Consider the following 21,831-nt stretch of genomic DNA (forward strand, 5'->3'; position numbering starts at 1 on the left):
CACAAGGCAATTATGATAACAATTGTGTAGCAAGTATATTGCAAATATAGGCTGGTGACTTGCATATAATATTAATAATAATAAAAGTCCTCCCCTCTACCATATTCTATTTATTGTTTAACTTCTATCAACATTCTCTTATTTTAATTTCTAAAAATTGTTTAACATCATAAAATATCAACTTGAACTTCATCTAATGTATTTTCATCATCTGGAATAATTTTAAATTCTTTAATTAAATCTACGGCCAAAATTACTGTTAGTATAGTAGTTAATATATCTGCAATAGCTTGTGAATATATAATTCCGTTAAATCCAATTAAATTAGGTAAAATGAGTATTATAGGAATAAACATAATTCCTTGTCTGCAAATACTAAGAATTCCGCCCTCTCTGCCTTTACCAAAAGCTAGGAAAAATGTTGCAATTACCATTTGAAAACCAAAGGTTATAAATACAATTGCATTGACTTTAAGCGCTGTGCTACCTGTAGTTTTTACCAAATAATCATTACTAAATATAGACATAATTTGACTTGAGTATGTATACATTAATATTGCTGCAATAATACAAAATACTGTTGCTTGAATTGTAGATACCTTCATTATTTCTTTTAACCGCTTAAAATTCTTTGCACCATAGTTGTATCCGGCAATTGGTTGCACTCCTTTTGAATAGCCAAATATAACATAAGTTGCTACTGCAAATACACGTGTTACAATTCCCATAGCTGCTACTTGCTCTGTTCCATAAATACTAGCCTTTAAAGTTATTAATCCCATTGAAACACTTGCTAATAAGTTGAATAGAATCGTTGGAATTCCAACTTTAAGGATCTCTGTGAAAATATTCTTATGAAAACTTACATTATGAATAGATATTTTTAAATAACTTTTTGAAAATGTGTACCAAATATAAAAACTTGAAGTTATTGCTTGTGCTATTACTGTAGCTATTGCAGCTCCTCTTATTCCTAAATTCAATTCAAAAATTAATATTGGAGCTAATATTATATTGGAAATTGCTCCAATTATCATTGCTGTCATGGATATTTTACCTTCTCCTTGAGCTGCCATTATATTATTCATAGTTACATTAAAAAGAGGTAATATGCAAAAAGATATACAAATAACACCATATTCTTTGGCAAAAGGCATAATAGTTTCTGTTGCACCTAATGCTAGTAACACTTTATCTAAAAACATAATTGTAAAAATAGTAATAATTATTCCAGCTGTTATACTGCTAAATACTGCTGTAGAAGCAGTTTTATTAGCTTTATCAATATCTTTGTTTCCTAATAGACGTGAAATATACGATCCAGCACCAGCTCCAATCCCTACACCTACCCCAACAATTCCTTGTGTAATAGGAAAAGTAATTGATATAGCACCAATTTGGTTTATTCCAAGTATTCCAGCAAAATATGCATCTATAATATTATACGAAGCATTTACAAGCAGACATATAATCATCGGTATGCTAAGTGTTAGTAATGCCTTAGATACTTTTTCATCCTCCATAAGTTTCATGTTTTTGGTATTTGTTTTCATAAAAAATTCCTCCTAATTTATAGTCATTTTAAAATTATTGATTATTTTAATGGTTTGAACCATTTCCTTAAAATTATTCTAATCTTCTAATGTAAACTGAATTTAAATTAGAAACCTAAATTTTTATTAATATAATACTTTTAACATAAAACATTTGAACAAAAAAACTGTATTCTAACCTTATAATTTATAAGCTTAAAATACAGTTTTGATATAATTTCAATTTACTTTTCTATTTGAATTGATACAATAAATGATGCTCCTTTATTTATTTCACTTTCTACTCTAATACTTCCACCATGTAAATTAACGATTTTCTTAGTAATAGCAAGACCTAATCCATTTCCTCCAAGTTCTCTTTTTCTTGATTTATCAACCATATAAAAGCGTTCAAATATACGTTTTTGTTCTTCTTCATTAACACCAACACCACTATCTTTAATTGTTACTTCAATATTAGAATCATGATTTTCAATAGTTACATAGATTTTGCTACCATAAGGTGTAAATTTAATTCCATTATTTAATAGATTAATCCAAACTTCACTCATAAGTTCTTTATCCGCATTTACAATGGTATGTGGACATTCTATTTCAAATTCAATATTCTTTTTTGACCATTGAGGTTCTAAAGACAAAATAACATTTTTAAGTTGCTTGTCTAAATCATATGTTTCAATTTGCAATTCCTTAGTTCCACAATCTAAAGATGATAGCTTTAATAAATTATCGCTTAATTTAGAGAGCCTTTTAGTCTCTGTTTCAATAATTTCTAAATAAGATTTCTTTTCTTCATAAGATAAATTTTCATTTTGTAATAATGCAGCAAATCCCCTTATAGAAGTAAGAGGAGATTGTATTTCATGAGATACATTAGAAACAAAGTCTTGACGCATGCTTTCCATACTGCTTAATTGTTTTGCCATATTATTTACTTTCACTGATAATTCACTCATTAAATGATCATGCCTAGACCCATTACTTTCTATAGAAACATTAAAATCTCCATTACCTATTTTATCAATTGCATTAAATATCATTTTAAATCTTTGTGATAAATGTCCACCATCTTTATGAATGATTAAAACAACAACTAAATATATTGCAATTCCTAAAAAACAGCTTATTATATTTAATGTCATAATAAAATAATTAATGTTAATATTAAAAACTTTATATATTATAAAAAATCCAATAATAATAGATGAAATTATTCCAATTAAATTTATAGTATGATGAGCAAATCTTTTAATATCAATTTTCCTCATTTATTTCCTCCAGCCTATATCCCAAACCTCTTATAGTTGTTATTTTAATTCCAAACTCATCCTTAGAAAATTTATCACGTAATCTCCCAATATGTACATCTAAAGTTCTCTCATTACCATCAAAATCATATCCCCAAATATTTTCTATTAATAATTCTCTAGAGAAAGTCTTTCCGGATGTACTTGCAAGGGTAAATAGTAGTTCAAATTCCTTTAATGGTAAAGTAATATTTTCTGAATTTGTTTCAACAATAAACCGATTTTTGTCTATAATAATATTCCCGATACTTATAGTTTGTGATTCATTTATACGATAACGCTTTAAAAGTGCCTTTACTCTAGCTATAAGCTCCATTGGTTCAAAAGGTTTAGTTAAATAATCATCAGCACCAATTCCAAAACCTTTGACCTTCTGAATTGTTTCACCTAATACAGTCAGCATTAAAATAGGCATATTGCTAAATGAACGTACCTCTTTGCAAAGTTCCCATCCATCCATATTTGGCATCATAACATCTGTAATAAGCATGTCCACTTTTTCGTGTTCTATTTTTTCCAAAGCATCTACCCCATCAAATGCTACAACTACTTCATAATTTTCATTTTTAAGTAGTGACTGTATTAATATATTTATATTTTTATCATCATCTACTACTAATATTTTACTCAAAAGAACCACCTCTTAAGTATATTTTACCATTTTATTTTAAACTGAATTTAAATTTCGGACTTTATTTATGCAAATAACATAATATTATTTTGTAATTGATGGTTTCTACATAATTATTTCACAGTTTCAGTAATAGGATAATATATATCTATTTTAAATAATCCATTTTCATAATTTACATTATATTGTTCAAGGGGATTTCCATTAATTTCGTAATGATTTAATTGGACCCAGTTTATTATATTCTCATAAACATCTCCCTTTTCACTTATGGAATTAGCTGTTGCTGTTACATATAGTCCTTTTTGTATGGTATTAATTTTTAGTTTCCCCTCTTTTCTGCTTTCTACTGGAATACATACCTCAACATCTGCATTTTCAGGATCATATTCATTTTCAAAATATTTTACAATATGTCCATTCTTTATCCTTAGCCCATTCTTATTAATATCTTCATAAAGTGAACCTACAATATTTCCAACATCTTTAATATTAATTGTACATCTTTTACTTATGACATTTATAATATCTAATTCAACAGTTTGAACCTCATATTTTTTACAATTAAATTCTTTATTTTTAATTATTATATTCTCTTTTAATACTTTGCATAAATTATCCTTCATTGCTGATAATCTTGTTATTTCACCTTCAATAATATTTAATCTCTTTTTTATAATTTCATTATTATTTTCATACCCATTAACTATTATCTCTTTTATCTCTTCAAGAGTTAGTCCATATTCTTTAAGCTTTATTATGTTTTTAGCTAAACTGATTTGCTCTTTTGTATAATATCTATAACCATTTTCTTCATTAACATTATAAGGCTTTAATAAATCTATATCATCATAGTGTCTAAGAGTTCTTGTAGATACCTTTAATATTAAAGCTAATTGACCAATTGAATACATATTTAATCACCTCAAAACCATATAATTCATGGCAGATTTTATTTCTTTAGAGAGTTCTGGTATATGATTAGTTATAATAAAATTTAGTATTAATTCACTTGAATTTTGAACCATATCTTTGAATTGTATTTCGCCTTGTTCTTTACTTGATTCTGCAGGAGTACCTATATATCCTTCCTTGATTCCATATTTTCTCCAACATTTCCCACCACCTTTTATAAATTCTACAATATCCATATATACAGGTTGTAAATTTTTATAACACTCTTTAACCAATCGAGGATGATTATATAACATAGAGCAAGTTTCTCTAAAATCAGCATGAATCTCTTTTTCCATATCTAAACTATCATTTAAAATTTGCTTATTATTTTTTTCACTTTCAGAATATATTAAACTACTTGCCACCTCTAAAACTTTAAGGGAATAATTTGTATTTAATATAATCTTTGCATTTTCAATTGCCTTTACATGACCTAAATCTAGATGATGATTTACTATTACCACTTTGCTAAATCCAGACCTACTTATTGACTCGCCAAAATCAACAATTACATTTTCTATTGTTCTTGACCTAAAAGAAATAGTTCCTGGATAATTCATTACACACTCATTGTACCCCATAGGAAAAGATGGATGAATAATGTAATTATATTCTTTATTTTGTTTTTCAAGACTATTTACTGTTTCCTTTAATAAATCCTTTGCACAAATATAATCAGTACCCAATGGTAAATGAGGCCCATGCTCTTCAATCGGACTTAATGCAACAAAAATAATAGATTTCTTTTTATCAAGACTTTCAACCTCTTTCCAAGTCATCTCTTCCATTTTTAATATTGACATTTGATCATCTCCTTAAATGTCATTTTATTGTTTGACGCTACGTCAAAGTCAATATTATTTTTCATATTATTTCTATTATAAAATTGCTTACAAAAGATCTACTGAAATATTTACATCAAATACATCTAAATTGAATAACTATATATATTATCACTAAATAAAAGCACAAAAAGATGTTTGCTTTTTAATTGCATACTCTTTTTGTGCTTTCACTAAACTTTTTAATGACTATTGAACATTATACATTCCCTTACTCTCCATATACTGAAATATAGCTTCTCCATGTTTTTGCTCTTCCTTTTGTATATGATTTAATACATCACGGACTTGAGTATCTCTAAATTCAAAAATTGTGGTATCGTAAGTCCCAGAAACATATTTTTCTGTCATTAATAAATCTGAACACATATCCTTATCAGATATATTACTTACTGCTGCCACAGTAGTATTCATATTTTGCGTAGCATTTTGATTTTGCTTTTGATTCATTTGAGGAATATTACCACTTAACAATTGATTAATAGTGTCAAGATGATTTCTTTCCGCTTGTTCATTAGCCTTGCATATTTGTTTTAATTGATTTTCTTGCGCCTGATTTGCATAATTAGAATACTTTTCGATACAAATTTGTTCATGACTTTTTTGATCCTCTAGTAACATTCTTTCTTTTTGGCTTAACGTTATTTGCATTATAAAACATCTCCTTTATAATTTTATTTTGTGCAACTTCTACTTTTTTATCCTCGTAAATAATACTTTTTATAAAATGCTATTAATAGTTCTTAATTATTCAATAAATAAAGCATTCCTTTTATTTTGTTCTACAACTTATATAGATACCTACAACTGAAATTTTACTTATGCTTGGTATTATATTCAACATTTACTATACTTAGGAGTATACAAAAACAGAGAAATTGGATAAATGTTTGTGAAAGCGGCATTAGAAAATAAGCTGTTGAAGCCACTTAGTGGCTTCCAGCGAAATTTTCTTAGTCCGCTGGAATAAACATTTATTCAATTTCGGTGAGTTATACTCATAATTAATTTCTAATTGTTAGGCACATGAAAATAAATAACAAGTCCAAAGTTGCCATGAATATTTTTTATTCATATAACTTTCTTTAATACAACACAAAAGAGAGGATAACTATTTTCTAGTGTCCTCTCTTTCAACTAATAATAACTATTTTTGAATTATTCAATACTTTTTAATATTTAGTTATTTCCAAAATAATTCTTTTCAATAATAGAATCAGCAATTTTAAATGTATCTTTTAAATGATCAACTTCCTTTTCGTCCTTTGGGGTACCCATAATATCACCAGAATTTATAATAGTAGCATCTCTGTCCGTGTTTACTAATACTCTTCCCATAGAACTATTGTCAAATTCATTTCTATCCATTCCAAGTAAATAAGATATTGTTGGCAAGAAATCTGACTGACCACCAGCTTTTGATATTATTCCTGGCTGCACATCTTTGGAGTATATTATATATGGTATCTTTTTATGATTATCTTTCCACCAATCTCCGTCTAGAGGAGAATTTTTTATATCATCTTCATAAAATTTATGAACACCACAATGATCTCCATAAATCATAATAACAGTGTTATCTAATTGATTATTTTTTTCTAATTCTCCTATAAACTTTCCTATAGCTTCATCAGTATATCTTACACTTTGAAAATATCCACCTAGCATATTTTCATCAAGTTCTTTTGGTAGATTTAAATATTTCTTATTTTCTGGCATATCAAAAGGTCCATGACTAGTTAATGTAGTCATAAATGCATAAAAAGGCTCCTTTTCATTTTTTAATTTTCCTGCTATCTGTTTCAAATAAGATTCATCAGATAATCCAAGTCCTATTATCTCATCTTGATTATACATTTGTATGTCCAATATTTTATCTGCCCCAAAAGATTTATGGAACTCTGCCCAATTCCAGCTACCTGGTAACTCTGCATGAGTAGAAATAGTAGTATAACCGCTGCCGTTTAGTAAGTTTTGCAACGAATTATATTTATCCCAAGGATAAGAATAAACAGTTGTGCCTTGTCTTATTGGAAATATAGATGTATTAACCAATAAATCTGCATCTGAGCTTGTACCAGAATTATTTTGTTCATATATATTATCAAAATATAAACTTTTTGATAATAATTTATTTAAGTTAGGTGTTATTTCTTGTCCATAAACTTTTTGGTTTATAACAAAATTCTCTAATGATTCTACTTGCACGGCAATTAGGTTTTTTCCTTTAAGCATACCCTTGTACTTATTATCTGGAATATTTTCTTTATTATCATTAAACCAATTTTCTATATCATTTTTTTCATTACTTGTTAAAGTTTTATTTTTATCTGCATAAAAATCAATATCGAATCCATGATATCCTAGGGGACTCATATCACTAAAGGTTTGAAATGGAGCCCAAGATAATCTAAATAAATTTTTTCCTGGATCCATTTGTTTAATATCTACATAATAGTGACCCATGCCTATAGCCAATGCACTTAATAAAAAGACTGATATAGCTTTTATTACTCTTAAAGGTAGTGCTTTTTTACCTTCATATTCTTTTATTTTAATAAATTTATAAATTAAAAAAACTATAATATAATCAATAAAAAATGCTAGATCTACTAATCTAGGATTAAATAAGTTTTTTCCTTCTGGATTAAATATTTCATTATGTATTAAATGTCTAATAGATAAGAAAGTTCCATTGGCACGATAATACCATATATCTGCTACAAAAAGAATTGTAACTAAAATATCTATTATTAGAGCCGTTCTTAATCTTCCCTTTTCTTTAAAGAAAAACATAGGACTACATATTAATATTATTATAACTACATGCGCCCACAATACAGGAATTCCAAAATAAATATTTCCTATGCTTATACTTGATGAGTTCGGTGTTCTAAGCATAGATAATAGTGTCATTGATTTAAGTTGAAGCATTATTACCATAAATATAAATAACCAATTATGTTTAATAATATTTTTTAATCTTTGTTTCATCTTTACTCTCCATTAATCCCTATTTTTTTGTTTTATTACATTCTGTAAATGCAATTCATTTTCAATTATATGAGTCTCTATATTCATTGTCAATAACATATTAATATATATTGTTGCTTTATCTGATCAGATATAAGAATTTAAATTGACTTTCTAGATAAAGGCATTAATTTTGACGTAATAAAAGCAGTAATAGGTATAATAAGAATAATCCCTATCCCACAGCACATAGATTGAAATACTTGTGAGCAAAATACTTTTGCATTAAAAATAGTTGCTAAAGAATATTTGAGTTCACTAAAATATATTAATAAAGTCATAAATCCACTTATATATGCAAAAAATAATGTATTAGTCATTGTTCCTAAAACATCTTTGCCAATATTCATACCAGATTTAAATAATTCATGCTTAGTCATGAATGAATTATTTAAATAGATTTCATTCATAGATGATGATATTGATATAGATACATCAATAATTGCACCTAATAATCCAATTAGTATTTCGCAGATAACTATTTTAGAAAAATTTATTTGAACATATAGAGAATAGAATGCAACTGTATCTGTTTGTTCATTACTGAAACCTTGTATTTTTGCATTTATTCCCATATCATATGTTATAAACATAACTATCAAGATAACTATTATAACAGATAATAGCGATGACAATGTTTTTTTATTAAATCCATTAATAAAAAATAAGCTAAAAAAACTTATAAAAATTGATCCAATGAAAGTTACTTTGATTGGATCAATTTTTGCACCAATTAAAATAATCATAAAAAATAATGTAAAGAAATTTAAAATCAACGTAAAAAATGATTGTATCCCTCGTGTACCACCAACAACTGTCATAAGAATTAATAATATAATTAATAGTATTAATATAATGTTCATAGATTAAGCTTCTCCAATCTTCTGATTTTTGAGAATTAAAATGGAAGTGTACATTGTAATAGGAATGCTTAAAACAATTCCTATGCTTCCAACGATTGCTCTCATAAATTCCATAGAAAGATTAAAACTAATTATATTAGTAATTGGCATTCCATTTCTTAAAAGAAGTAATATAGTTGGAACACTACCACTTATGTAAGCAAAAACCAAAGTATTAGCCATTGTTCCCATAATATCTTGTCCAATTTCTCTTGAAGATTTAATGATAGCTTTTCTTTTAATATGTGGATTTTTATCATATAATTCCTTTATGGCTGAAGAAATAGATATTGCTATATCCATTATTCCTCCTAATGTACCTATTATTAATTCAATGAAAAATATTTCTTCTGGTGGATGGGTAAGAAATTCCATCTCCTCAAAATGAATTCCACTCCAATTATTTAACTTTATAACAATTCCTGCTATTAACATTGATACAAGAGTACCAATCAAGGTACCTACTATAGCAGAAATGCTTTTCTTATTTCGTCCAGACACTATCAGTATAGAAAGAACAATAAAAATTATACTTGCTATTATAGAAAATGCCATTAAATCGTAGCCTTTAGTGAATAATTCAATTATAGTAAATACAATTACAATATTAACAAATACACTTGCGAGTGATCTAAAACCTTTAGCTCCTCCTATTAATAAAATTAAAGCAACAAAAATATTTATTATGTATACAATATATTTATCTCTTTTAAATTCAATTATATTTGCAGAAGATATTTCTTGTTTATCATTATCTTCAATTGATAAAAAAACTTCATCATTTATTTTTAAATCCAAGTCATTAACCTGAGAAAATGATGTCAAATTATTAAGTTCAACCGTTTTTCCTTTATAAATACCATTCATAATAATAGCTTGAATTTTTTGATTTTTAATTGGTTCTATTTTCCCATCAGTAGTCTCTTTATTAGATTCTTCTTCATTTATTGTAATTATTTTAGCTATTGGTTTATTATACATATCTTCATTGTTAGTAATAAAATACAAACTAAATAAAGACATAATTATTAACCCAGCCCAAATTGCTAATCTCTTTTTACTAAATTTATTAGCTTCAATAGATTTAAACTCTGGCATATTTTCAATTATGAAATTCCTAGCCATTTTCCTCATCCTCACTTATCTAATCTGATTACTTATTACATTTAATACAAAATTTACTTCTTCAAATTATACTCTTCTGAATTTATATAATCAAATAAAATAATAACTAAAGTTGTTTTTAGTAGTGAAGAATTTACATCACTTACTAAATACTCTCAAAGTATTGAATTTGATTTTCAATTAACCATATCTTTTTCTGAGGTTCTAGTATACAAATTCATTGTCACAATATTTTCATGACCTGAAATTTATTGGATTGTTGTTATTATAACTATTTCATACTCATCACCTCACCTCCAAACTAAAAAAGAGCCTTGTTACAAATTCTACAGTCCTCTTTTTACTAAATCTTTGTTTGCCTGATCTTTATCCATATATTGTCCTATAAGAGAAAAAGTTGCATTCACATTTTCTGCCTTAAGAATATTTAATAGTGGTAATATATATGAACGTTTAACAAACTATCTGGTAAGCAACTGTTGCTTACCAGATAGTTTGTTGTGGATAAAATTATTTATTTTTAACATGCGTACATATTTATACGTATTGTTTTTTTTGACATCTTTTTAAAATACTCGTATCCATCAATCCAATATTTAAGTAATTCTGGTTTGTAGTTTATAAGATTTTTTAAAAAATCATCAAATAAATTTAATTTAACAAGAATGCTAATAATCTCTTTAGGATAAGGTGTTTCTTTAATGTAAGTTTTTCGAGGGTCAATAATTTGTATTTTTTCATTTTCATTAACAAAGATATGAGCATTTCTTATATTGATTCGTTTAAATTTTAACCTTTTAAAGTCTTCAATAAACTCAATAATTTCTATTGATAAATTATAAGAGAGTCTATTATTATTTATAAACTCATATAAATTTTCACCAGAGACATATTCTCTAAGCATCATATTATCCGCTAGAAAAATAACATTTGGAAAGAACCTACTATCTTTAGCTTTTTCTAAAATTTCAGTTTCATCTTTAGCGTTTTTTTTATCAGAAAATATTTTTAAAGCAAAACCTTCAGGTGTTAGGTATACGCTACCTTCATCACCTTTGCCCAATAGTTTACATTCTTTTATATCTAAAATGTATCTCATAACATCACTTTATAATATTGCTTATAGTAATATATGAACATGTAAACTAAGATTCTACTAAATAATTAAAAAGCAATATTAAATTATTCCCAAATTTCATCTGCAATTTCTTTAAGGAAAAGAATTTTATTCCACTGCTCATCTTCTGTAAGAATATTCCCTTCTTCAGTAGATGCAAATCCACATTGTGGACTAATGCAGATATTGTTAATATCAACATATTTAGTAGCTTCTTTAATTCTATTAATTATAGCAGTCTTATCTTCTAATTCTCCAATTTTTGAAGATATAAGTCCTAAAACAACTTGTTTTCCAGCACCTACGAAGCGAAGTGGTGAAAAATCACCTGCCCTATCTGTATCAAATTCAAGATAGAATCCATCTACATTTTCTTTTGCAAATAGAATTTCTGCAATCGGCTCATATCCACCAGAAGCTGCAAAAGTTGAATGATAATTTCCCCTGCAGACATGAGTTGTAACAATCATATCATCTGGATGCTTTGAAATTGCCATATTATTAACTTTTACATAAAGTTCTGCAAGTTCTTTTAAATCAACTCCAGCATCTTGACGGGCTTCCCAGTATTTTTTATCACAGAACATTCCCCATGTACAATCATCAAGTTGTAAACTTCTGCAACCAGCATCATATAAATCTTTTATTACTGTTTCATAAGCTTTTGCAATGTCATTTATTAACTCATTAATGTTATTATAAAATTTATTAGTATCTTCTTTATTTTCTGCACGTTGTAATTCTGCTAAAAATTGAGCTGGTGCAGGAATTGTTTGTCTTGCTACAATTCTCTCCTGTGCAAATTGGTTAATAAATTTAAAATGCTCAACAAAAGGATGATTTTCACCAGTGATTTTACCTGACAATCTTGCAGTTTCTGCTCTTGTCTCTAAGCCATTAAACTTATATCCATTATCTATTTCTACTTTTTCAACACCATTTAATCCCCACATAAAATCAAGGTGCCACCAAGAACGACGGAACTCTCCATCTGTTATTACTTTTAATCCAACTCTTTTTTGCTTTTCAATTAGTTTTGTAATTTCAATATCTTCAACTTTTTTCAATTCTTCTTTAGAAATTATTCCTTTTGCAAATTTTGCTCTTTCTTCTTTTAATGCTGTTGGACGAAGAAAACTTCCAACAATATCATATCTAAATGGTGTTACTTCTCTTTTCCTTGCATTTTCAAATTCTATCATGCTTGTCTCTCCTTTTATTCTCAACTTTTTGAAAAATAACAATTAAAACTTGTTATTTTTTAATTTAGTAAGACAAGTATAATACATTTTTCTATGTATAAAATAATTCATAAATTATATGGCTAAACATAGTTTTAAACTATGCCTGATTCAATTCTCCTATTAATGTTTCTTTTAATAATTCAACGTAATCTAAAGCTATTTTACTTAAAGATATATTTTCATGAATAATATATCCAACAGTAATTTTTTCTTTCAATTGTAAAGGAACAGAAATTATGTTATTTCCATTTAAATCGTGACTTATAACTCCAGTTGAAATTGTATAACCATTTAATCCTATAAGTAAATTAAATAATGTTGCTCTATCACTTACCGTAATACTTTTTTTATGTGTAATAGTGCTTTGAATTTCTTCTGAAAAATAAAAAGAATTATATTCACCTTGTTCAAAAGAAAGATATGGATACGGCTCTAATTCTTTTAATGTAACATATTTTTTATTTGCAAGTGGATTTTCAGAACTAATAAAAATATGAGGATTTGCCTTGAATAATTCTGTAAAAACCAAATTATTTTCTCTTAAAAATTTATTAAGAACTTTAGAATTAAATTCATTTAAATAAATAATTCCTATTTCACTCCGAAGATTTTTCACATCTTCTATAATTTCATAGGTTTTTGTTTCACGCAAAGTAAATTCATATTCATCCAAATTATATTCTTTTATAAGATTTACAAAAGCACTAACTGCAAAAGCATAATGCTGAGTAGATACAGAAAAATTTTGTTTTACTGATTTTTTATTAGAATAGCGACTTTCAAGTAATTCAGCTTGTTCAATTACTTGCTTTGCATAACCTAAAAATTCAGCACCGTGAGTAGAAACTTTAATGCCTTTATTAGTTCTATTAAAAATAGTAATTCCAATTTCATTTTCAAGTTCCATAATTGCAGTAGAAAGACTTGGCTGACTAATAAAAAGATGTCCCGCTGCTTTTGTGATAGATCCACATCTAGCAATTTCAACTGCATATTTTAATTGTTGCAGAGTCATAATTTCACATCCAATCTAACCTATATATTAAGTTTAAATTCTGGTTTTCCTTTTTCATTTAAAACTACATTACCACTAACTTCAAATACTTTTTTAACATTCTCCTCAGTTAATACTTTGCTTGAACTTCCATTTACAACATTTTGCCCGTTTTTTAATAAATATAATTCATCACAATAGTGTGTTGCAAGCTGAAGATCATGAATAACTATAATTATTGTCTTTCCACTTTTCTTTAGATACTCTAATAAAGACAACTGATGCTTAATATCTAAATAGTTAGTCGGTTCATCTATGTAATATCATTTCTTTCAGCTCTAACTTTAATCAAGATCATCAAAATCAAAGGCTGCAGCTTTTGTATAATTAGTCACTTTTGCTTCAAAGAAATCAGTTTTAGTATTATTTAACTTAGAGAAATTATCAATCCATTCCATTGGATGATCTGTAACTTCAGGATATAGCGGCTCTAATCCAATTGCTATAAGCCTATTATTTGAAATATGCTTAATATATTTTTCTATCAGTTCATCATTTAGCCCTAAAACTTCATTGTTAGTAACATACTGTCCCCACTCTATTTCATGTTCTACACCTGTTTTCATCATATCTCGAAGCTCTTCTTCTAAGACGTTTGTAAAAATGTCTGTGTTCTCTTTCTTAAGTTCTTTTATGATATTTTGAAAAAGCACTAGATGAGTAATTTCATCCCTATTTATATATTTGAAAATTGTACTAGTTGCAGTCATTTTACCTTGTCTTGCTAAAGTGTAGAAAAAGCTAAAACCTGAATAAAAATATATTCCTTCCAATATATAATTTGCCATTATAACTCTTAAAAAGTTATGTAATTCAGGTTTTTGATTAAATTCTTCATATATTCCCGCTATAAATTTATTCCTTTTAAGAAGCTTTTCATCCGTTCTCCATTCATCATATATTTTGTCTCTAGTAATTGGATTTGTTACTGTATCAAGTATATATGAATAACTTTGTGCATGGATTTCTTCTTGAAAAGTTTGAATATTTATAAGCGACGATACTTCTGCAGCAGTTATGTATCTAGATATATTAGGTAAATTTTCACTCTGCACAGAATCAAGAAAATTTAAAAATGAAATAATCTTATCAAAAGCATTTCTCTCTCCATCCGTTAAATTAGGAAACTGTTTTATATCTTCATTAAGGGATATTTCTTCTGGTATCCAGAAATTATTTAGCATAGTTCTATAAAAGTCACTTGCCCAGACGTATTTTATTCTATTCCATTCTCTTAAATTTGTAGTATTCCCATTTATCATTGATTCTGTTCCACGCTTACCATTTTCGTTAAAAATCATTTTTTTGATCATTGGCTTAAACTCCCCTTCTTATACATAACTCTTCTTATGATTGAAATCCCCAAAAGGGATTTCAACAAAAAATATAATTTAGAAAAGCCCTTAGGCTTTTCCTCCTAAATTGTTAACTGTAAATTGTTAACTGTAAACTGCCTCTAGCTTGAACAGCTTGTACATTCATCCATTTCTAAAGATATATTTCTTACATAATAGATAGTTTTAACACCCTGCTTCCAAGCTTCCACATACATATTTAAAATATCCTTAGCTTTTACTTCTGGAGTTATATATAAGTTAAATGATTGAGCTTGATCTATATGTCTTTGTCTAACAGCACAGGCTTTAATACTCCACTGTTGATCAATAGTATGTGCTTCTTTATAATACCAAAAATTTTCATCATTTAAATCTGGTGCTGTTTTTGGTGTAAAACTTCCCTTCTTTTCTTCAACAAAAAACTTTTTAAACACAGGGTCTATTCCTGCAGTGGTATTTGCTATATTTGAAGTACTTCCTGTAGGTGCTATAGCAGTTATATATCCATTTCTCATGCCATATTTTTTAATATCCTCCTGAAGCTTTTTCCATCTATCAGAATTGTAACCTCTTCTTTCAAAATACTTTCCTGTCTCCCATTCTGAGCCCTTAAATGCAGGATAACTTCCTTTTTCCTTTGCAATTTCCATTGAAGCCTTTATTGCATTATAAGCAACTTCTTCAAAAAGCTCATCTGCTACTTTTAGATGTTCATCACTTTCCCATTTTATTTTATTACTAGCAAGAAAGTGATGATATCCACTTGTTCCTAGTCCAATTGCTCTATACTTGTCACTTGTGATTCTAGCCTCTTGTACCGGAAGTTTATTTAATGTTATAACATTATCTAACATTCTTATTTGAAGAGGAATACATTCCTTTAATTCATCTATTTTCACTTTACCTAAGTTTACTGAATTAAGATTACAAGTTACCATATCACCAGGCTTAACCCTTTGAATAACTTCTACAAACCCATTTTTATTGATTATTTCTTCTTCAATGAGCTCACTTTCACTCATATTTTGGGCTATCTCATGGCACAGATTTGATGCGTATATCATCCCTGCATGCTTATTAGGATTTGCTCTATTTACAGTATCTCTAAAGAAAATAAATGGAGTCCCAGTTTCTACTGCACTTTTCATTATTTTTTTCATAATATCAAGTGCTGGCACACTCTCCCTTGGAATTAGGCTATTTTGTTCACATTCTAAATATTTCTTAGTAAATTCTTCATTATCTACATCATCAAAACAATCTTCTATATAATATCCCATTAGCTTTTTAATTGTATAAGGGTCAAAAAGAGACCAGTTTTCTCTTTTTTCTAATCTTTCCATAAATAAATCTGGAATACTTACCGCAGGAAAAATATCATGAGCTTTTCTTCTATCATCGCCATTATTAGTTCTAATATCAAGAAACTCAAAAATGTCTTTGTGCCATATATCAAGCGTTACAGTTGCTCCACCTTTTCTTTTACCTAATTGATCTACTGCAACTGCTGTATCATTATATAGTCTTACCCATGGAATAACACCACCAGATGCATTTTTATGCCCTCTTATTTCACTATTTAAAGCTCTTATTTTACCAGCGTAAATACCTAATGCTCCACCATGTTTTGAAACTTGTGCAAACTTATGATTCACATCATAAATTGACCATAAATTATCACCAACAACAGATATAAAGCAGCTACTTAACTGATATAAAGGTGTACCTGCATTACCTAAAGTAGGCGTAGCTACTGTAACTTTTAGTTTACTTAAGATATCATAAAACTTTTTTGCATAAAAAACTTTTTTATCTCCCTCAGGTATTGCTAAATGCATAGCTATAGTCATAAAACGTTCTTGAGGAAGTTCAAATATCTCTCCGCTAAACCCTTTAATTAAGTATCTATCATTTAATAACTTTAATCCTTCATAATTAAATAATTCATCTCTTTCAGGAACAATATATTTTCCTAATTCTTTTATTTCATTATCAGAATAATTTTCTATAAGATATGTGCCATACAGGTTCATCCCTATCATTTTTTTAACAAGTTCATAATAATCCCCATACCCAAAGTTACTATAGTCTCTGTTAATTTGCGCTTCTTTATATAAATCATAGGATAAAAGCCTTGCCGCCACATACTGCCAGTTACTATTAGTTTTATTTATGGTATTTCCATTGCCAACATTACTACTTTGAATAACCTTTTCAATAGCAGTTTGAATAAGAGTTCTTTGAATTTCCTTTGTAGTCATTCCATCTCTAAATTGTATTCTTGAATCTAATTCTAATTCAATAGGATCACAGCCTTCTATACCTTCACAGGCCAGCTTAACCATCTTTTTAGTTTTTTCCACCTTAAGAGGCTCGTACTTTCCATTTCGCTTTCTTATTTTAATATCCATTTTTAAACCTTACTTTCTCTAAAATTTGAATTTTTAGATATCTTATAATAAATAGTAAATTAGAGACCCTGTAAAAAACATTAGTTCATGATTTTTATACTCTACTAATAATATTTATTATGTAGTATCCATTAGACTATTATATAAGGAACTATATTATAAATCAATCACATTAAAACATAATTCATGTACATTATAACTATATATTGTTTAAATATCATAATTTATCACTATATATTGTATGTGCATAATATATTTTAGTTTTAACTTAAAATCCATGAAAGTTTAGTAATCTTATATCTTGTTTTTAAAATTATATACCGTTACTGGGTATTTATAAAAAAAGCCCGTCCAGTATAGTACTGGACAAGGCTTTTGCTAGGCGCTGCTGCTTTTTGCATCACCGTTTTTTCTTTATATTTCAATCATACGAAAAAATATTATTTTATTTTGTTCTTCTGATTTTCTATTTTATTTCTCTCTACAAATCTTCCCATGAAGAAAGCAATAACACCAACTCCAATACCTGTTTGTACACAGAAAAGTAAGCTCTCTATCTCGCCAGGTAATTCTCCACCAATCCAAGTTTCCATAACAGGTGTAAACCAAGGTTTATACTCAGTACCTGTAATTTGGGTAACAACTTTGCTTCCAGCATCATCAGAACCACCGAACTGGGCACCCTTTAATGCGAATAATGGAATAATGCCAATCAATGCAGCAATAATTAATAAACTTACGACTGTTTTTTTCGTCTTTGTCATCAATTTTCGCCTCCATTCATAAATCCAAGATCTGTTAGTTCAGATTTTGCATATGTTTCAAGGCCAATAATGATGACAACAGTTAGAATACCTTCGATAATTGCTAGTGGAATTTGTGTCGGTGCAAATACTGCAAGGAACTTTACTGCAGATGCAAGGGCACCACCATTCTCAGACGGATATGCAAGTGCAAGCTGACCACTAGTTATACAATAAGTGAATAGATCACCTATTGATGCTGCCAAGAAAATACCTACATGTTTATTAACTTTTAGCATCTTACATAATTTATAAATTCCATAAGAAACGAAGGGACCTGCAATAGCCATAGAAAACGTATTAGCACCAAGAGTTGTAATTCCCCCATGAGCAAGCAATATTGCTTGAAAAATCAGTACAATAATGCCTAGGATGCTGACAGCGCTTGGTCCAAATAATATTGCACCAAGTCCAGTACCAGTCATATGTGAGCAACTTCCTGTTACTGACGGAATCTTTAAAGATGAAAGTACGAAAACAAATGCGCCTGCCATGGCAAGAATAGTGATAGCTCTATGGTGCTTGGACAACGTTCTCTTAATTGATAAGTAACCTACTACTACGAATGGAATGCATATAACACCCCACATAATGCAGAATTTTGGTGGAAGATAACCTTCCATAATGTGCATTGCGTTTGCCGCCGGAGCTACTCCGAAAACTAAAGCAAAGGCTGCGCAAAGTGCGACAATTCTCTTTTCTTTTTGATTCATTTTTTCCTCCTCTATAGTTTTTAATGTGAACGACATCAAAAACTAGACAATATAAATCACCTGCATTTACAAAAATAAATCAGGTGTGCGGTCCTAGGATAGGACTTTAGCGATTATTATCGCTAACCACACTTAGTCATCGTTCGTAACTAAATATAACAACTTATCACATTGGCTGGTATCCTGACTTGGCAGCTTATGCTTGCCTTCACAGTGGCGTGACCGCATGGGATTTTCACCCATTTCCCGTTGCCTTAACAAATATTTGCTGGCACCAATAGATATTAAATTATCAAAAGTATCATAACATGTATATGCCAAACTGTCTAGAAAATGTCTATTATTCAAGCATTTTCTTGAATTCCTGTGTACTTTTCGGATAGTCTTTTGTATCTTTTAACAGATGTTTTTCTACAAGGGATTCATAGACTTCTAGTAAGGTTGGTTGTCTCAAATTTGCCTGTTTTAAAATTTCAGTGTTTTGAAAAATTTCTAGAGGCGCTCCGTCTGCGATAATTTTCCCCATGCAGAAAACAATAACTCTTTCAGCCCATCTATATGCAAAATCTACATCATGAGTAGAAATAAGCATGGTCTTTCCCTCTGCTCCAAGCTTGAGTAAAACTTCTTCTAGCATATGTGCATTTAAAGGATCTAGTGCTGCTGTCGGTTCATCAAAAATTATAATTTCCGATTTCATAGCAATGATATCAGCAATAGTTACGCGCTTTTTCTCACCACCGCTCAAATAATGAGGAGGACGATCCTTGAAATCAGATATGTTCATGTATGATAGTGCTTCATCAACCCGTTTTAGTACTTCCTCTTTTGGAAGCTTTAAATTCATAGGTCCGAATGCAACTTCTGCCCTAACTGTAGATGCAATGATTTGATTGTCTGCATCCTGAAATACAATTCCAATATTTTTTCTAAGCTCGTTTAAATTCTTTTTACTTATAACTGTACCACGATAACTGATTTTCCCTTGCTGCGGTGTAAGTACACCATCCACGTTCAAGAAAAATGTGGATTTTCCAGAGCCGTTGGAACCAAGAACAGCGATTTTCTCACCTTCATAGATATCCACGTTTACGCCTTCCAATGCAGGCTTTCCATTTCCGTATATGTAGTAAAGATCTTCGACTTTTAATATTAAATTTCCCATAATCGTTCCTTTCTATCTTGTAAAGGCCCAGAGCATAATTAAAAAAATTATGAATGCTGCTGCGATGACAATTTGTTTTGTCTCTACATTTTTATCTTCTTCCAAAAATATAAGATCTCCATCATAACATCTGGCTTCCATGGCATCATAATAAGCATTTGCCTTTTTTAATGAAATAACTAACATATTGCTTGCAATGCCTCCAAATGTATAGCAGGAAGTTTTAAAATCACAGTAGCCTAATCGTGATTCTGCGGAGTTTTTCATTTTAGCATAAACATCCATCAAAATGAAAATATAACGGTAAATAAGACTCATGAGTTCTACAATAAGCTTTGGCACATGTGCCTTTCGAAGCACATAGATAATCTCAGAGGATGGAGTCGACAGTGTCATCATCTGTAGAGCACTGATAGCTGCAAAAACCTTCAAAATCAAAAATACCACGGTCTTAAGCTTTGCATGAGACGTAAACACATAGCAGAAACCAAGATACAGATTATACTGCCCCATGGGCTTCCTTGAAAAATCAATGGCAATGGTAAAAGTGCCAAGCAGGATAAAGACGATTGGAATCGCAAGTATCGACAAGTATTCCATTACTGAAAATTCTCCTTTCATAACGGTCAAATATGCCATTGCAATAATGACTGCAACAGATACATGGGGATTGTCCAATACAATGCAAAGAATCAGAGTCAAAACAGATAAAGATACTTTAAAAGTAGCATTCCAATGTCTAATTTTAGAAGCATAAGCATAAAAATCAATGGAAATCCCTTCACCGTGTTTATGTCCGATTTTATGGTAATGATGATTTGTTCCATCCCCATTGGTGTGCCCATCTTTATGTTTCCATTTGAAGAAAAAGACTGCCATCAGAAACATAGCACATACAATAATAATTTTTTCCATATCACATCTCCTTTGTGACTTTAACCATGTTAGAATTGCAGTAAGAATTTAGAACCACAAAAATTGAGTAAGCATCAAGCTGCTACTTGCCTCATTGACTTCACATAAATAAAAAAACTGTATCAAACTCAAACAAGCTCAACACAGCTTTCCTCTCTGATTTAGTTACACTTCTTTTCATTAATTCTTAAATACAAATACATTATTATTTATTATAACCTATATGCTTATCTTAAACACTACCTAATCTAAAAGAAAATTGTTCCGCCTGGAATTATGAGGTAATATTTATTTTTAAAAAAACAGGTAGTCTAATTTTACTTAGACTACCCACTAAACACTTAAATTCATTATACTATTGTTTTTTATAAATGTGCATTTACCTTATTTGTTATATTTTGTTCTGGCATAAATCCTGCTAAATTTTCTACAGGAACTCCATCCTTAAATATAATCATAGTTGGAACTGCAGATATTCTATATTTTTGAGCTATATTTCCACTTTCATCTATGTCTACCTTAAAGAATTTAGCCTTGTCTCCCAATTTATTACTAACTCCCTCAAATACTGGACCTAACATCTTACATGGTCCACACCAAGTTGCAGAGAAATCAACAACTACTACCCCTTTAGTATTTTCAACATTGTCAATAAAATCATTACTAGTTAATACTTTAACCATATTTAATTCCTCCAATTCATATTTTCTAATTTTCCTTAC

At 28.9% G+C, this 21,831-nt stretch carries 20 protein-coding genes and 1 riboswitch; all 20 genes read right to left on the reverse strand.

What is annotated here, in order from left to right; genetic code table 11:
- Positions 1-167: 167 nt before the first annotated feature.
- Complete coding sequence (locus psyc5s11_RS17285; RefSeq protein ID WP_224033726.1) at positions 168-1,553, reverse strand: MATE family efflux transporter; 1,386 nt, start codon at positions 1,551-1,553, stop codon at positions 168-170.
- A gap of 224 nt (positions 1,554-1,777) precedes the next feature.
- Complete coding sequence (locus tag psyc5s11_RS17290) at positions 1,778-2,821, reverse strand: sensor histidine kinase (protein WP_224033727.1); 1,044 nt, start codon at positions 2,819-2,821, stop codon at positions 1,778-1,780.
- On the reverse strand, positions 2,808-3,491 hold the full coding sequence (locus psyc5s11_RS17295) for a response regulator transcription factor (RefSeq protein WP_224033728.1): 684 nt from the start codon (positions 3,489-3,491) through the stop codon (positions 2,808-2,810). Before psyc5s11_RS17295 ends, psyc5s11_RS17290 begins: the two co-directional genes overlap by 14 nt.
- Positions 3,492-3,604: 113 nt before the next feature.
- Positions 3,605-4,405: a MerR family transcriptional regulator gene (locus psyc5s11_RS17300; RefSeq protein WP_224033729.1), complete on the reverse strand. Its 801-nt coding sequence runs from the start codon at positions 4,403-4,405 to the stop codon at positions 3,605-3,607.
- 6 nt (positions 4,406-4,411) lie between these two features.
- Positions 4,412-5,251, reverse strand: coding sequence for a creatininase family protein (locus tag psyc5s11_RS17305; protein WP_224033730.1), 840 nt, complete (start codon positions 5,249-5,251; stop codon positions 4,412-4,414).
- 228 nt (positions 5,252-5,479) lie between these two features.
- On the reverse strand, positions 5,480-5,941 hold the full coding sequence (locus tag psyc5s11_RS17310; RefSeq protein ID WP_224033731.1) for a spore coat protein: 462 nt from the start codon (positions 5,939-5,941) through the stop codon (positions 5,480-5,482).
- A 528-nt stretch (positions 5,942-6,469) separates the two neighbouring features.
- On the reverse strand, positions 6,470-8,284 hold the full coding sequence (locus psyc5s11_RS17315; protein WP_224033732.1) for an LTA synthase family protein: 1,815 nt from the start codon (positions 8,282-8,284) through the stop codon (positions 6,470-6,472).
- A gap of 140 nt (positions 8,285-8,424) precedes the next feature.
- Complete coding sequence (locus tag psyc5s11_RS17320) at positions 8,425-9,186, reverse strand: YibE/F family protein (protein ID WP_224033733.1); 762 nt, start codon at positions 9,184-9,186, stop codon at positions 8,425-8,427.
- A gap of 3 nt (positions 9,187-9,189) precedes the next feature.
- The gene (locus psyc5s11_RS17325; RefSeq protein ID WP_224033734.1) at positions 9,190-10,350 is read right to left on the reverse strand and encodes a YibE/F family protein; all 1,161 of its coding nucleotides are present in this window, start codon (positions 10,348-10,350) and stop codon (positions 9,190-9,192) included.
- 520 nt (positions 10,351-10,870) lie between these two features.
- Complete coding sequence (locus psyc5s11_RS17330; RefSeq protein ID WP_224033735.1) at positions 10,871-11,449, reverse strand: protein kinase family protein; 579 nt, start codon at positions 11,447-11,449, stop codon at positions 10,871-10,873.
- A gap of 83 nt (positions 11,450-11,532) precedes the next feature.
- The gene (locus psyc5s11_RS17335) at positions 11,533-12,669 is read right to left on the reverse strand and encodes a 5-methyltetrahydropteroyltriglutamate--homocysteine S-methyltransferase (RefSeq protein WP_224033736.1); all 1,137 of its coding nucleotides are present in this window, start codon (positions 12,667-12,669) and stop codon (positions 11,533-11,535) included.
- Between the two features lie 139 nt (positions 12,670-12,808).
- The gene (locus psyc5s11_RS17340) at positions 12,809-13,726 is read right to left on the reverse strand and encodes a LysR family transcriptional regulator (protein WP_224033737.1); all 918 of its coding nucleotides are present in this window, start codon (positions 13,724-13,726) and stop codon (positions 12,809-12,811) included.
- Between the two features lie 20 nt (positions 13,727-13,746).
- Complete coding sequence (locus tag psyc5s11_RS17345; RefSeq protein WP_224033738.1) at positions 13,747-13,983, reverse strand: ATP-binding cassette domain-containing protein; 237 nt, start codon at positions 13,981-13,983, stop codon at positions 13,747-13,749.
- 66 nt (positions 13,984-14,049) lie between these two features.
- Complete coding sequence (locus psyc5s11_RS17350) at positions 14,050-15,078, reverse strand: ribonucleotide-diphosphate reductase subunit beta (protein WP_224033739.1); 1,029 nt, start codon at positions 15,076-15,078, stop codon at positions 14,050-14,052.
- 143 nt (positions 15,079-15,221) lie between these two features.
- The gene (locus tag psyc5s11_RS17355; protein ID WP_224033740.1) at positions 15,222-17,513 is read right to left on the reverse strand and encodes a ribonucleoside-diphosphate reductase subunit alpha; all 2,292 of its coding nucleotides are present in this window, start codon (positions 17,511-17,513) and stop codon (positions 15,222-15,224) included.
- Positions 17,514-17,953: 440 nt separating this feature from the next.
- On the reverse strand, positions 17,954-18,277 hold the full coding sequence (locus tag psyc5s11_RS17360) for an energy-coupling factor ABC transporter substrate-binding protein (RefSeq protein WP_224033741.1): 324 nt from the start codon (positions 18,275-18,277) through the stop codon (positions 17,954-17,956).
- Complete coding sequence (locus tag psyc5s11_RS17365) at positions 18,277-19,029, reverse strand: energy-coupling factor ABC transporter permease (protein ID WP_224038216.1); 753 nt, start codon at positions 19,027-19,029, stop codon at positions 18,277-18,279. Before psyc5s11_RS17365 ends, psyc5s11_RS17360 begins: the two co-directional genes overlap by 1 nt.
- A 156-nt stretch (positions 19,030-19,185) precedes the next feature.
- Positions 19,186-19,322: riboswitch (cobalamin riboswitch) on the reverse strand.
- A gap of 47 nt (positions 19,323-19,369) precedes the next feature.
- Complete coding sequence (locus psyc5s11_RS17370) at positions 19,370-20,194, reverse strand: energy-coupling factor ABC transporter ATP-binding protein (protein WP_224033742.1); 825 nt, start codon at positions 20,192-20,194, stop codon at positions 19,370-19,372.
- Between the two features lie 12 nt (positions 20,195-20,206).
- Complete coding sequence (gene cbiQ, locus psyc5s11_RS17375) at positions 20,207-21,109, reverse strand: cobalt ECF transporter T component CbiQ (RefSeq protein ID WP_224033743.1); 903 nt, start codon at positions 21,107-21,109, stop codon at positions 20,207-20,209.
- 365 nt (positions 21,110-21,474) lie between these two features.
- Positions 21,475-21,792: a thioredoxin gene (trxA, locus tag psyc5s11_RS17380; protein ID WP_224033744.1), complete on the reverse strand. Its 318-nt coding sequence runs from the start codon at positions 21,790-21,792 to the stop codon at positions 21,475-21,477.
- Positions 21,793-21,831: the final 39 nt, after the last annotated feature.

It is taken from the genome of Clostridium gelidum (assembly GCF_019977655.1).
Lineage (GTDB): Bacteria > Bacillota > Clostridia > Clostridiales > Clostridiaceae > Clostridium > Clostridium gelidum.

Coding starts and splice junctions, on each gene's coding strand:
- psyc5s11_RS17285 (WP_224033726.1), bottom strand. CDS start 1,553: ATGAAAACAAATACCAAAAACATGAAACTTATGGAGGATGAAAAAGTA.
- psyc5s11_RS17290 (WP_224033727.1), bottom strand. CDS start 2,821: ATGAGGAAAATTGATATTAAAAGATTTGCTCATCATACTATAAATTTA.
- psyc5s11_RS17300 (WP_224033729.1), bottom strand. CDS start 4,405: ATGTATTCAATTGGTCAATTAGCTTTAATATTAAAGGTATCTACAAGA.
- psyc5s11_RS17305 (WP_224033730.1), bottom strand. CDS start 5,251: ATGTCAATATTAAAAATGGAAGAGATGACTTGGAAAGAGGTTGAAAGT.
- psyc5s11_RS17310 (WP_224033731.1), bottom strand. CDS start 5,941: ATGCAAATAACGTTAAGCCAAAAAGAAAGAATGTTACTAGAGGATCAA.
- psyc5s11_RS17315 (WP_224033732.1), bottom strand. CDS start 8,284: ATGAAACAAAGATTAAAAAATATTATTAAACATAATTGGTTATTTATA.
- psyc5s11_RS17320 (WP_224033733.1), bottom strand. CDS start 9,186: ATGAACATTATATTAATACTATTAATTATATTATTAATTCTTATGACA.
- psyc5s11_RS17325 (WP_224033734.1), bottom strand. CDS start 10,350: ATGGCTAGGAATTTCATAATTGAAAATATGCCAGAGTTTAAATCTATT.
- psyc5s11_RS17330 (WP_224033735.1), bottom strand. CDS start 11,449: ATGAGATACATTTTAGATATAAAAGAATGTAAACTATTGGGCAAAGGT.
- psyc5s11_RS17335 (WP_224033736.1), bottom strand. CDS start 12,669: ATGATAGAATTTGAAAATGCAAGGAAAAGAGAAGTAACACCATTTAGA.
- psyc5s11_RS17340 (WP_224033737.1), bottom strand. CDS start 13,726: ATGACTCTGCAACAATTAAAATATGCAGTTGAAATTGCTAGATGTGGA.
- psyc5s11_RS17350 (WP_224033739.1), bottom strand. CDS start 15,078: ATGATCAAAAAAATGATTTTTAACGAAAATGGTAAGCGTGGAACAGAA.
- psyc5s11_RS17355 (WP_224033740.1), bottom strand. CDS start 17,513: ATGGATATTAAAATAAGAAAGCGAAATGGAAAGTACGAGCCTCTTAAG.
- psyc5s11_RS17360 (WP_224033741.1), bottom strand. CDS start 18,277: ATGACAAAGACGAAAAAAACAGTCGTAAGTTTATTAATTATTGCTGCA.
- psyc5s11_RS17365 (WP_224038216.1), bottom strand. CDS start 19,029: ATGAATCAAAAAGAAAAGAGAATTGTCGCACTTTGCGCAGCCTTTGCT.
- psyc5s11_RS17370 (WP_224033742.1), bottom strand. CDS start 20,194: ATGGGAAATTTAATATTAAAAGTCGAAGATCTTTACTACATATACGGA.
- cbiQ (WP_224033743.1), bottom strand. CDS start 21,109: ATGGAAAAAATTATTATTGTATGTGCTATGTTTCTGATGGCAGTCTTT.
- trxA (WP_224033744.1), bottom strand. CDS start 21,792: ATGGTTAAAGTATTAACTAGTAATGATTTTATTGACAATGTTGAAAAT.